Origin of the sequence: Argonema galeatum A003/A1 (genome assembly GCF_023333595.1) — a bacterium.
GTDB classification, from domain to species: domain Bacteria; phylum Cyanobacteriota; class Cyanobacteriia; order Cyanobacteriales; family Aerosakkonemataceae; genus Argonema; species Argonema galeatum.
In genome coordinates, this window is record NZ_JAIQZM010000018.1 from 119,399 (window position 1) to 131,328 (window position 11,930).

The window sequence follows — 11,930 nt, forward strand, 5'->3', positions numbered from 1 at the left end:
CTTACCAAGGAGAAACTTGGATGACCAGCACACCCATTGCACAAGCCTCCTGTGATGTTTTTGGTTACACAGCAGCATTTGACGAAGCACTCCAAAAAATTGGGCAGATTTCACCCCAAGAATTTGCCAAACGATATACCAGCCAAGCTAAATATCTGCCTCAAATCAGCTTCGACCCGACAACAGCCAAGTTCTGGAACGATTTCCACAAAAACAAACTCTTTCAACTCAATACAGACGAACTAGCAATTTTCAAGCAAAATGGCTTTGTGGTCAGCGAAAGATTGGGAGGAGAGAATTTTGCTGACATATTCTATCGCATTTACAGCAACGACTTGCCAGTTTTCGTTTCCGCCGATGCCCTGCTTCATGCTTGGCATCGGTCATACGATGCCATTCTCGAAGAACTGGAAGAAACTTATCTATCCAAGTCACTTGATGAGATTCTCGAAGGGATGCAACAGGGAATTCGCGAAGCTTGGAAAAAGTGTGGTAATGGCGTGTTGGCTGAGGCTGTGAAATGTGCTGACTACTTCCTGGCAGTAGCGCGTTCTTTGCTGGCAGAGCGAACGGTTAAGACTCACTTAGGTCAGGATACTGGAGTAGATCGAACCCTCAAAGAGATCCAAGGTCAGCAACTTCAAGAGTTTAACCTATTTGGGCGAGATCGTACAGTAGATTTCTCTCAATTTAAAGTGCGCGGACATTATGAAAACTCCGAATTACTGAAGCGATATTTCCGTGCAATGATGTGGTGCGGCACGATAGATCTCCGCATTGCTGGCACATTACAAGAATCCTCAGTCAGAGAACTCGGCGCGGCTGTAGTTCTCTACGATCTCCTCAAAAAAAGTGGTAAATTTGAGCAATGGCAGCAGTTCGATCGGTTACTCCAAACTTTTGTAGGTCGAACCGATTCCATGACCTTTGCCCAGCTGGGCGATATTTTAAATAAGGCGAAGATAAAATCCCCCGCAGATATCAAAGATTGGGGAGTACTATTGCAACTAGAAGCTGACATTATATCAGGTAAAATCGGCATTCAAAACATCGGCAGTCACTATTACGAATCACCCTTTGGAGCGGAAAAGATTCAACTACCGCGATCGTTTACCATCCTGGGTCAAAAGTTTGTTTTAGACAGTTGGGTTACATCCAGAATAGTGTATGACGATATCGAGTGGAATGGTGAGAAAGTTGATCGTCGCATCCCTAGCTGTTTAGATGTTGCTTTTGCCGCGTTGGGGAACAACCAAGTTGTGTCAGAACTCGTGGCACGCATGACCGATCCTAAAGGCCGAAAATTCAGAGATGGACTCAACTATCAGCACAACTTAGCAGCAGCAAAATATGTAATTGACGAGCAGAATCCAGCAGTTTGGGAAGAAAACATTTACATGAACTGGCTGGCTACTTTGCGGGAACTCTCGACACCGACTAAAGACCGCAAATATCCCGAAGCGATGAGTACCTCTGCCTGGTCAATGAAAACTCTCAACACGCAGCTAGCTTCGTGGACACAACTGCGTCACGACACGATTCTTCATGTTAAACAATCATACACGGATATGCTTGTTTGCTATTACCCAGCAGGTTTTGTAGAACCACGACCTGCATTTTGGGAACGATTTGAGAAAATGGCTCAGCTTGCAGCCGATTTGATTGAAAAAACTCCCTTTCCAAAAAGTTCAGGCAAGAAAAATAACCAATACGAGGTTCGACTCCAAGACATCCAGAAAAGACAAACTTCATTCTTGAAAAACTTCGCCAACAAGTTAGCTATCCTCAAAGGAATTGCTGTGAAAGAACTTGCACAGAAGGAATTCACTGAATCAGAAACCTTATTTCTGAAAAAGATTGTCGAGCGAACAGATAAAACAGGTAATGTTTACTTCCGGCAATCAATATACACCGGCTGGTATTTTGGTCTTTTCTATAAAGGGCATAAGGATTCTGAAAAACAGGATGCAATTGTCGCAGATGTACATACCAACCTACCCTCATCGGGAGATCCAGGTTGTGTGCTGCATCAGGGTGTGGGTAATGTCGATTTGTTGATGATTGCGGTGGACAACGGTAAGGATAAGGTGGTCTATGCTGGCCCAGTTCTTTCCCATTACGAATTTGAGATGCCAGGAGTTTCACGTAAATCGGATTCTGAGTGGCAGAGTGAACTTAAGCTTGGTGAGGTTCCACCCCGACCCGATTGGACAAAGAACTATCTCGTACCTGTCACACCTAAAGACATCCTCCAAGAACTTCTTAAGCTAGTCAATGGGACAAGTCTTGACTTAAGCGGTAGGAATCTAATGACGATTCCCAAAGAAATTGGTCAGATCGCTCACCTCACACATCTAAACTTCAGCGGCAATCAATTAACAGCGCTGCCAAAAGAAATCGGAAATCTCACTAATCTGACCTGGTTAGACCTTAGCGAAGCTCAACTACAAACATTGCCACCGGACATCAGTCTGCTTACCAATTTAACAGAGCTAATTATCAGTGCAAACAAACTAACAGCACTACCAAAAGAAATCGGAAATCTCACTAATCTAACCAAGTTAGACCTTGCCAAGAATCAACTAGAAACATTGCTACCGGAAATCGGTCTGCTTACCAATTTAACAGTGCTAATCCTCAGTGCCAATCAACTAACAGCGCTGCCAAAAGAAATCGGAAATCTCACTAATCTGACCTGGTTAGACCTTAGCCGCAATCGACTAGAAACACTGCCACCGGAAATCGGTTTCCTTACCAATTTAACAGAGCTAAACTTCAGTGCAAATCAACTAACAGCGCTGCCCAAAGAAATCGGTCATCTCACTAATCTGACCAAGTTAAACCTTGCCAACAATCAACTAGAAACACTGCCACCGGAAATCGGTCTGCTTACCAATTTAACAGCGCTAATCCTCGATAGCAATCAACTAACAGTGCTGCCACCGGAAATCGGTCTGCTTACCAATTTAACAGCGCTAATCCTCAGTGCCAATCAACTAACAGCGCTGCCGAAAGAAATTGGGAATATCACTAATTTGACCGAGTTAGACCTTAGCAAAAATCAACTAAAAACACTGCCACCGAAAATCGGTCTGCTTACCAATTTAACAGAGCTAAAACTTAGATATAATCAACTAACAGCGCTACCAAAAGAAATCGGCAATTTCACTAATCTGACAGAATTAAACCTTAGCTTCAATCGACTAGAAGCACTGCCACCAGAAATCGGTCTACTTACCAATTTAACAGTGCTAATCCTCTGCGGTAATAAGCTAACAACGCTGCCAAAAGAAATCGGAAATTTCACTAATCTGACCAAATTAAACCTTGCCAACAATCAACTAGAAACACTGCCACCGGAAATCGGTCTGCTTACCAATTTAACAGAGCTAAACCTCAGTGCCAATCAACTAACAGCGCTGCCCAAAGAAATCGGTCATCTCACTAATCTGACCAAGTTAGACCTTAGCTACAATCAACTAGAAACACTGCCAACAGAAATCGGTCTGCTTACGAATTTAACAGAGCTAAACTTCAGATATAATCGACTAACAGCGGTGCCAAAAGAAATCGAAAATCTCACAAAACTCACCAAGTTCGAGTACAAAAATAATCCCCTGGCAGAACTGCCAAAAAAAATGGATTGGCTGACAAAATTAAGAAAGTGATTGTTAGCCGAGCGGGGATGAAAACTGCGACTTTGACGACGAAGAAATCGATGACTAATATTAGGTCTTACGCAAAGAAACCCGGTTTCTCTAAGAAACCGGGTTTCTGGACTAACGCTCTAAACCTCTACTAACCTATTACCTCTCTATCCAACCAAGTAACCAAATCGGCAACATTGGAAAAATCCAATAACGCCTCACCCAATTCTTCCAATTTATCAACAGATAAACTGCGAATTTTTGCCTCTAAATCAGGAGCAATTCCACCAAGGCGGCGGTTAAGTTGACGCAGAATTAAAGACAAAGCTTCTCGCTGGCGTCCTTGCTCTAATCCTTGTTCTAATCCTTGTTCCATCCAACTGGTAACAATTTCCATAACTACCTCCCGTGCAGATGGTTCAATTGTACTAATCTCAGTTTGAAAAAGTCTTTCCTCCTCTGCATTTAGCCGCAGATAAGTGTCAATAAACCCGGAAATCAAACGCATTCGCGCTCGATCGAGCTTTAAAGTAGCCATCAAGCGCAAACATTCAGATTTCACTCGAAGACGATCGCACGGCGCTATCTTCATTTTGGCCATTAACGCACTGGCTGCCGGATTTTGGTAACGCAGAAAATCTCGCCAATTGAGGCGATTTAGCTGAATTACCCGGTAATTGAACTCCAGCACCTTAAAATCGGGGAAATCAACCCGATGGAAAGTTGGCTCTGGACGTTGCGGTACATCGTAGGAAAATAACGCAATGGGATAAACTGGTAAATCGTGTTTTTCGTACAAACGGGCAAAATAGCGAAACATCCGTTTGCTGAAGTTCCCTCGCGCTTCGGATTGGTGTTCGGTGTGAATCAAGAAAAATGACTCTTGACCCTGAAACCTCGCCAAGGCGACTAAATCGGCTTCGTACTCTTCCCCAGCGGTAACATCGGTAAAAATTTCCTTATCCAGAAACGTCACTGAGTCCCGTTCCAGATACGCCGCCACGTCAGGGAAAAATAAATCTATGAAGTCGGGAAAGAAAGTGGTAAGCAGTTCCTTGAACAAGCGATCGTGGTCTATCATTGGCAGATGCAACTCCCAGATGCCAGCATCTTACAGTGCATTGTCCGATCGCGAGATAGCAACAGCGCTGCCAAAAGAAATGGAGCTATTGACCAATTTAAGGACTGACGAATTTAAGAACTTACGGTTCAGTCAACTCCCTAGCTGATGCGGTCATAGCTTTTTCGTGCGTAAGTCCTGTAGTATGCAACCGATCGAAACAGATATCTGCAACAGTGTCAAGTGGGACAACCAAGCTGCGCGGGGCGGTCTGATATCTACATCATAGAAACCCGGTTTCTTCAAGAAACTCGGTTTCTATGTAGCACTTCATCCCACGGCAAGCGGCTGTAATCAGCCAGAGAATCTAAACAGACAGGTGTTGGGATCACTACTGAACGTGCCGCAAAGACATCCCCCTAGCGCGTTACCATAAAAAAACACTGAAGAAAGTTTTGGGCGATAACCCGACCTATGAACTCACCTATCAAAGCTGTTCAAGCTCCGTACTACGGAGATTCCTTTTACAGAACACCCCCTCCAGATTTGCCTTCCTTGTTGTTGAAGGAAAGGATTGTCTATTTCGGATTGCCGCTATTTTCATCTGACGAGATCAAAGCTCAAGTAGGTGTAGACGTAACCGAGTTAATCATTGCCCAACTGCTGTTTTTGCAATACGATGACCCGGAGAAGCCGATCTCCATCTACATCAATTCCACGGGTACGGCTTGGTATGGCGGCGATGCTATAGGCTTTGAAACGGAAGCCTTTGCGATCTGCGACACCCTTAATTACATCAAGCCTCCAGTCCATACCATCTGTATTGGTCAGGCTATGGGGACAGCGGCTATGATCTTATCAGCAGGAACGAAAGGGTGCAGAGCCAGTCTGCCTAACGCTACGATCGTGCTGCATCACGCTCGCACTCGCGCTCGCGGTCAAGCGACAGACATTCAAATTCAAGCTAAGGAAGTCTTGGAAAACAAAAGGGCGATACTGGAGATTTTCTCTCAAAATACAGGCCAATCATCAGAGAAAATCGCCAAAGATATGGATCGGATGTTCTACATGACCCCCTACCAAGCCAAGGAATACGGTTTGATCGATCGGGTTTTGGAAAGTCCTAAAGAACTTCCTCAACCAATTGCGGCTCTTCACGGTTAAGTTCTAGTTATTCGCTACAAGGAAGAAAGTTTTATGCCCATTGGTGTCCCAAGAGTACCCTATCGGTTCCCAGGAGAGCCTTTCACCCAGTGGATTAATATCTACGAGCGCCTTGCTCTGGAAAGGATTGTCTTCTTAAGCGGAGAAATCAGCGATGGAATGGCTAATTCCATCATCGCTAGACTGCTCTATATGGATTCTGACGACCAAAGCAAGGATATTTATATCTACATCAACTCCCCCGGTGGTTCGGTTACGGCGGGTTTAGCTATCTACGACACCATGCAGCACGTTAAATCGCCTATCGTGACGATTTGCGTGGGTTTGGCAGCTTCGATGGGGTCTTTCCTGCTCACAGCTGGCAGCAAGGGGAAACGCTTGGCTTTACCCCACTCGCGGATTATGATCCACCAACCTTCTGGCGGTGCTAGGGGTCAAGCTACGGATATTGAGATTGAGGCTAGAGAAATCCTGCGGATTCGTCGCCAGTTGAATGATATCTACGCCCAAAAGACGGGTCAGCCTCTGCAAAGGATCGAGAAGGATATGGATCGCGACTTTTTCATGTCTGCTGAGGAAGCGAAAGAATACGGTTTGATCGATCGCGTCATTGAGGAGCGCTCTGCTGAAATTAAAACCCCAGCAGTCGCATAACCTATCCAAAAAGGACTTACGCAATATTTCTTGTTACGCCCCCCTTTGCCCCCCCAGCCCCCCAAAGAAAGGGGGGAGTAAGGAGGGGTGAGTAAGCTCCTGTTCCCCCCTTTCTTTGGGGGGTTAGGGGGGCTAGTGCGTAAGTCCTGAAAGCTTGAGGCTGCGTTTGCTATTATCGAGATTAGGTTTAAAGCTTAACTTGATGAACCTGGCAGATTGCTATCGATTACTGGGGCTAAAGTCTGGAGCCTCAATGGCTGAAATTAAGGCTTCTTACCGTCATTTAGCTCGGCGCTATCATCCCGATGTCAACCCGACCGATCGACAAGCGAAGGATAAGTTTATTGCTATTACTGAGGCTTACCAGTTCCTTCTGGGCGTTGTCAAAGAGGTTGAAATTTCCCAGAAGTCGAGCGAAGCCCAGACCCCACCCACCGCCTCTGACTCCGCAAAAGCACCGCCGCCAAAAACAAAGGTGACTCGCAAGGAAAAGCCTCCTGAACCGGAAGCTCAACTATCGGAAACGGAAAAACAACTTAAGTGGCAATTATATGAGCAATTGCAGCTGCTGCTAAAAGCTCAAAGGTTTCCTCGTGCGATCGCTCTAGTAGAAGGTTTAGCACAACGCCTAGCAGAAGACCCAGAAGTCCGTCAGTGGCAGGCTATTACTTATCAGCGCTGGGGCCGTCATTTGGTGACTGAGGGAGAACTGGATAAAGCTAGAATTTATTTAAAAAAAGCATTACGCACTGACCCCCACAATCGTTCTCTTTGGTCTGAAGTTGAAAGAGATTTTCGTCGTCTTGAACAGATTTATTGATGAATAGACAAGTTCGAGAAACCCGGTTTCTCCAACAATATAGCAACCGCCAGGGCGGTTGCTATAAATGATACAAATCGAGGTAAAACCCATCATGAAACTTAGAACGATCGCCTTGGCAACTGTTTGCACTTTACCGTTTTCTTTATCTCTATCGTTTGCAGCAGGGGCAGACGAACCAGAGCAACCCTGTCAAGCTTATTTAGATACCAGCAATGGAAGTGACAACGAGGAGAACAACTGTCCGATAACCGTGGGGAAGTTTTCGATTCGGGGAACCTTTTCTAACTTGAATTGGCAGGCTTCTTTTTGGGCATGGGAACCGGCTTATTATATCCTCTACGTTAAAAACCAGCAAGATGGTAGTACGATTAACCTAACAGGTTTCAAGGTTATGGGTACGACGAGCCGACCGCAATACCGATTCACCGATCCAGACCGGGATGTTACCTATATTGTAACTTTCCGATATTCAGACTCCGACACGATCCGATTGGAAATTTATCAAAACGACCGGGCGATCGTCAATGAATTGCTCGCACGCGAATCAAACAAACTCATCGGGGGACCCTGATGGAAATTTGCTCGATCGCAAGAGTTTTTTCAAATCTAAAATCTAAAATCTAAAATCTAAAATCGGATCACTTCTTCTTAGGGAAGTGCGCCCAGGTGGTTCCACTCTCACCATAACTCTTGGACTTGACTAGATTGTAGGAGTAATGAAGGTTTTCGCCTGTCATATCCGTTTGATAGCCTGAATCGAAGTACTCACCATAGGGGTCGTTAACAAAAAAGCCAGTATCGTCATAGCCGCGAAGGACAATGATATGTCCCCCTCCCGTCAACCGACCTGGGTAAATAACGGGATTTCCGTTGGCTAGGTGAGCCTTTATTTCATTCCAAGTTGCATCCATTTTGAAGACATCATTCATATCATACTCAAGGAAGACTCTACGTAGGTGATCGTGAACGTGGCGATCCCATCCATTGCGATCGACCAGTTGAAATAGTTCATCTTCTAGCTGCTTATTGCGAAGGGCAGGTCTAATGCCGTAGTAATACAAACACATGGCAACGCAGGTGACATTGCAGGTGCCTTCTGGTTTGTATCGGTTGTTGAGTTGACTGAAGTAAGGAACTGGTAAACGTACTTGCTTGGGAAGCTTATCATTAGGGCTGAATTTACCGATGCGTTTTACCCCATCGTCGCCAATAATTTCGATATGCTCTTGATAAGCTACCCAGGTGTTTCTACCTTTGAGGAAAGTTTTTTCTAGGGCTACCCTTATATGACTTCCTATGTCTTTATAAGAGTCTATCTCAAATACTCTACCAGCCCCCAGTGCCACTTTTTCATTTTCGGGTAGATCGATCGCTTGGACAGGAGATTGCTTGAATACCGTATCTTTAATAACTTTAAGTTTCATGATGGTCTAGCCAAATCTGCTAACTAATCAATCCTTCGCAATTTTGGCTATTACATCAGGAAAATTCGATCGCAAACTTTAAAGGAGATCGCAATCGATAGGCTCTTTGTCAAGACGAAAAAAAAGTTTATTTTGTTCCCTATTGGTTAACAAATTTCAATTTTTATTCATGCTGTTACTACAGGTATTTTCAAGAAAATACAGACCTTTTAAGGTGAGTGAGGTAAAGAGAAACCCGGTTTCTCCGGGTTCATCTGAAAACCGCTGTAAATACGTTTTTGTCAGTACAGATGAAAGCTAGTAATACTTAAAAACTAAGTATTTTTACAGCCATACCCAATCGACTTAATTCCTACAAGGATTACCTTTGGGAGTTGCGTCGGGATAAAAAGTGACGATCGCGTCTCTATCCTTGACAAAAACGGCATTGTAAGATTTTCCCGTATCCCCATCTCGCACAGGCAAAATGCAAGCTCCTTGGGCATTTCCCTGCGCCTTAAATGCTTTCGTCGCATCCTTCATCAGTTCTTTTGCATCGCTGACTAAAGCATAGCCTTTGATGTCATCGCTCCATGTGCTTGAGCCTTTTTTGATGACTACACCCAGCGTATAAACTACGCCGGGAATTACCTCTTCTTTTTGCAAGTTACTGGATAAACGTCCGCCAATACCGTCTTTTTGCAGTTGCAGATATCTGCCCACAAAATGCAGTCCGCCTATTTTTTCTGGCCCTTCTAACTCTCCGCAAAAAATATGTTCAAAGGCTTCTCGCTTAGACCAAACAGCCGTTAAATCGTCCAGGAATTCGGCTTGTGTACTGCGAACTGGCAGCAGTTGACCGCCAACAGCTTGCTGGATTTCTCTCAATACATCTGGGTGATCTGACATCAATTGTTTGAAATCACTTGCTGTGACTTTACTGCCAATTGAAGAACAGGTTTTCAGCACCGCTTCGTCGAATTCAGTGAGTTGGGGTGGTGGCGGTGTGATGTCTTCTTTTCGAGCGAGTGGAAAGCGATGCTGTTCTGGATTATTAACTGTATCAAAAAATGGTTTTACAACTGAGGATGGAGTAGGTGCAGGAACGGGGGTAGGTGAAGGGCTAACTTCTGAGAAAGTACCACAGGAGGTACTTACCCAGCGACGTTCGGGATTGGCACCAGGCACTTTGATTTGGATAAATTTTCTATCCTCACTGTTGAAGCTAAGCGCTTCATAGCGCTGACCGTTTGAAACTCGAACATTTCCAGGATTGGCACCGCCTCTAGCTCTTGGGGCTTCACAAGTGCTAGAGGCCCTAAAGGTTCCAGCGATGGGAACTTGTGCAATAGCAGCATTTATCGGTAGAAATAGTAGGGCGATCGCGATCGCTACACTTGCAGCCAGTCTAATCCAAAAATCACCTTTCATAAATCTGAAGCAAAACATAGTGTAATTACACTCATGATTCTGAGTCTGTACGTTGACTACCTTCAGACTACCTTTTTTCAATTCCGGAGATTTGCTCGGTACTCAGGCTAAAATTACCCTTTGTAGGGTATAAGAGCAGAAAGATTAACCAGCGCTCACGGAGCTATGTTGTAATATAGTATACTTAAAATTATCGATAAGTTGATAATTTTAAGTATATTTTGGGTAACAATAAGAGAAGAAGCGTTAGCAAATTGTGAGCCAAAACATGAATAAACAGACATTTGGCTTTGTGTTCGTTTTACTACTTGCGGGGTTTATCATTGCTGGTGACGGTTTGACTTTTCTACCCAAACCAGTAAGGCAGGCTAGCCTGCAAAGCCGAACTTTCGTAGTTGGGTTGTTTCCAAAATGGATTAGACCTAAAGATCGAGATGCTGGCCGGAAAAATGATATCAAAAATTTAGAGAACGGACAAGAGCCAAAGCCGCAGTAAGTAGGCAGTTTAGAAAGTCATTAGTCATTAGTTAGTTGTACAAATGACTAATGACCAATGACTAATTGGCTATACCTTTTTCAGCCAGCTGAACATTGCCCGCAGATCCTTGCCTACTTCCTCAATTGGGTGTTCTGCTTCCTGACGCCTCATGGAGGTAAATCCGGGTTTACCGGCTTGATTTTCTAACACAAATTCGCGGGCGAATTGACCGCTTTGAATTTCTTGCAGAATCTTACGCATTTCAGCGCGGGTTTGGTCGTTGACGATTCGAGGGCCACGGGTATAATCGCCATACTCGGCGGTGTTGGAAATGCTGTCGCGCATTTTGGCTAAGCCGCCTTCCACAACTAGATCAACAATCAGTTTCACTTCGTGGAGACATTCAAAGTAAGCCAATTCAGGCTGATAGCCAGCGGCAACTAGGGTTTCAAACCCAGCTTTGATCAGCGCACTTAAGCCGCCGCAAAGCACAACTTGTTCGCCAAATAAATCGGTTTCGGTTTCTTCTCGGAAGGTGGTTTCTAGGATACCGCCGCGAGTGCCACCGATGCCTTTAGCGTAAGCCATTGCGCGATCGCGTGCCTGACCCGACGCATCCTGATAAACTGCAAACAGACAGGGAACTCCTTCGCCCTGTTCGTAAGTCCGCCGCACCAAATGTCCCGGCCCTTTCGGTGCAACCATCACCACGTCTACATTAGGTGGCGGCGTAACTTGACCGAAGTGTATATTGAAACCGTGGGCAAAAGCCAGTACTTTCCCTTCTGTCAGATGCGGCTCAATTTCGTTTTTGTAGATCGTTTTTTGCACCTCATCCGGCAAGAGGATCATAATCAAGTCAGCGGCTTTGGCGGCATCAGCTACACTGTGGACAGCTAACCCAGCGGCTTCTGCCTTAGACGCCGATTTGCTGCCGGGATACAGCCCGACAATGACTTTTATGCCACTATCTTTGAGATTGAGGGCGTGAGCGTGACCTTGAGAACCGTAGCCGATGATGGCAATGGTTTTATTGGCTAATAGGTCTAAATTGGCATCAGCGTCGTAATACATACGGGCCATAGGGACAACTCCTTCGGTGCAAGCGTCTTAATTTACTGCAAACTTTTAATCTTATCAAAATACTAGGTAGCTCCGATAGGCTTGTCGGCCTGGAGAACGATGGGCGAATTTACAGCGCTTTGCGCTGTAATGAGGTACAATAAAATATCATTTTGTAGCCAAAGCTAATGAAAGCATATTCAGTTGA

Annotated in this window: 10 protein-coding genes; 6 read left to right on the forward strand and 4 right to left on the reverse strand. The window is 44.9% G+C overall.

Features of this window, described 5'->3' with window-relative positions:
* Nucleotides 1-20: 20 nt before the first annotated feature.
* Nucleotides 21-3,668, forward strand: coding sequence for a DUF3160 domain-containing protein (locus LAY41_RS19090; RefSeq protein ID WP_249101520.1), 3,648 nt, complete (start codon nucleotides 21-23; stop codon nucleotides 3,666-3,668).
* A 130-nt stretch (nucleotides 3,669-3,798) separates the two neighbouring features.
* On the opposite strand, the gene LAY41_RS19095 is transcribed toward LAY41_RS19090, so the two are convergent.
* Entirely contained in the window at nucleotides 3,799-4,728 is a 930-nt protein-coding gene (locus LAY41_RS19095) for an Rpn family recombination-promoting nuclease/putative transposase (protein WP_249101523.1), read from the reverse strand.
* Between the two features lie 453 nt (nucleotides 4,729-5,181).
* On the opposite strand from LAY41_RS19095, the gene LAY41_RS19100 reads away from it, so the two are divergent.
* The 4 genes from LAY41_RS19100 (at nucleotide 5,182) to LAY41_RS19115 (ending at nucleotide 7,919) form a co-directional block, all read left to right on the forward strand.
* Nucleotides 5,182-5,871, forward strand: a complete 690-nt coding sequence (locus LAY41_RS19100; protein WP_249101526.1) for an ATP-dependent Clp protease proteolytic subunit — start codon at nucleotides 5,182-5,184, stop codon at nucleotides 5,869-5,871.
* 33 nt (nucleotides 5,872-5,904) lie between these two features.
* Entirely contained in the window at nucleotides 5,905-6,525 is a 621-nt protein-coding gene (locus tag LAY41_RS19105) for an ATP-dependent Clp protease proteolytic subunit (RefSeq protein WP_249101529.1), read from the forward strand.
* Nucleotides 6,526-6,727: 202 nt separating this feature from the next.
* Nucleotides 6,728-7,345, forward strand: coding sequence for a J domain-containing protein (locus LAY41_RS19110; protein WP_249101532.1), 618 nt, complete (start codon nucleotides 6,728-6,730; stop codon nucleotides 7,343-7,345).
* Between the two features lie 67 nt (nucleotides 7,346-7,412).
* Nucleotides 7,413-7,919 (forward strand): hypothetical protein, encoded by a 507-nt coding sequence (locus LAY41_RS19115; protein ID WP_249101538.1) that lies wholly within the window; start codon nucleotides 7,413-7,415, stop codon nucleotides 7,917-7,919.
* A 67-nt stretch (nucleotides 7,920-7,986) separates the two neighbouring features.
* Here the strand turns inward: LAY41_RS19115 and LAY41_RS19120 are convergent, their stop codons facing one another.
* Both LAY41_RS19120 and LAY41_RS19125 read right to left on the reverse strand, forming a co-directional pair.
* On the reverse strand, nucleotides 7,987-8,772 hold the full coding sequence (locus LAY41_RS19120) for a C39 family peptidase (RefSeq protein ID WP_249101540.1): 786 nt from the start codon (nucleotides 8,770-8,772) through the stop codon (nucleotides 7,987-7,989).
* Between the two features lie 345 nt (nucleotides 8,773-9,117).
* The gene (locus LAY41_RS19125) at nucleotides 9,118-10,182 is read right to left on the reverse strand and encodes an EndoU domain-containing protein (protein WP_249101543.1); all 1,065 of its coding nucleotides are present in this window, start codon (nucleotides 10,180-10,182) and stop codon (nucleotides 9,118-9,120) included.
* A 268-nt stretch (nucleotides 10,183-10,450) separates the two neighbouring features.
* Here LAY41_RS19125 and LAY41_RS19130 point away from each other — a divergent pair, with 268 nt between their 5' ends.
* Nucleotides 10,451-10,678 (forward strand): hypothetical protein, encoded by a 228-nt coding sequence (locus tag LAY41_RS19130; RefSeq protein ID WP_249101546.1) that lies wholly within the window; start codon nucleotides 10,451-10,453, stop codon nucleotides 10,676-10,678.
* Between the two features lie 69 nt (nucleotides 10,679-10,747).
* Here LAY41_RS19130 and ilvC read toward each other — a convergent pair whose 3' ends face one another.
* On the reverse strand, nucleotides 10,748-11,743 hold the full coding sequence (gene ilvC / locus LAY41_RS19135) for a ketol-acid reductoisomerase (protein ID WP_249101549.1): 996 nt from the start codon (nucleotides 11,741-11,743) through the stop codon (nucleotides 10,748-10,750).
* Between the last annotated feature and the right edge of the window lie 187 nt (nucleotides 11,744-11,930).

Excerpts from the sequence above, each read along its gene's own strand:
- LAY41_RS19090 (WP_249101520.1), top strand. The coding sequence starts at position 21 with ATGACCAGCACACCCATTGCACAAGCCTCCTGTGATGTTTTTGGTTAC.
- ilvC (WP_249101549.1), bottom strand. The coding sequence starts at position 11,743 with ATGGCCCGTATGTATTACGACGCTGATGCCAATTTAGACCTATTAGCC.
- LAY41_RS19095 (WP_249101523.1), bottom strand. The coding sequence starts at position 4,728 with ATGATAGACCACGATCGCTTGTTCAAGGAACTGCTTACCACTTTCTTT.
- LAY41_RS19125 (WP_249101543.1), bottom strand. The coding sequence starts at position 10,182 with ATGAAAGGTGATTTTTGGATTAGACTGGCTGCAAGTGTAGCGATCGCG.
- LAY41_RS19100 (WP_249101526.1), top strand. The coding sequence starts at position 5,182 with ATGAACTCACCTATCAAAGCTGTTCAAGCTCCGTACTACGGAGATTCC.
- LAY41_RS19110 (WP_249101532.1), top strand. The coding sequence starts at position 6,728 with ATGAACCTGGCAGATTGCTATCGATTACTGGGGCTAAAGTCTGGAGCC.
- LAY41_RS19115 (WP_249101538.1), top strand. The coding sequence starts at position 7,413 with ATGATACAAATCGAGGTAAAACCCATCATGAAACTTAGAACGATCGCC.
- LAY41_RS19120 (WP_249101540.1), bottom strand. The coding sequence starts at position 8,772 with ATGAAACTTAAAGTTATTAAAGATACGGTATTCAAGCAATCTCCTGTC.
- LAY41_RS19130 (WP_249101546.1), top strand. The coding sequence starts at position 10,451 with ATGAATAAACAGACATTTGGCTTTGTGTTCGTTTTACTACTTGCGGGG.
- LAY41_RS19105 (WP_249101529.1), top strand. The coding sequence starts at position 5,905 with ATGCCCATTGGTGTCCCAAGAGTACCCTATCGGTTCCCAGGAGAGCCT.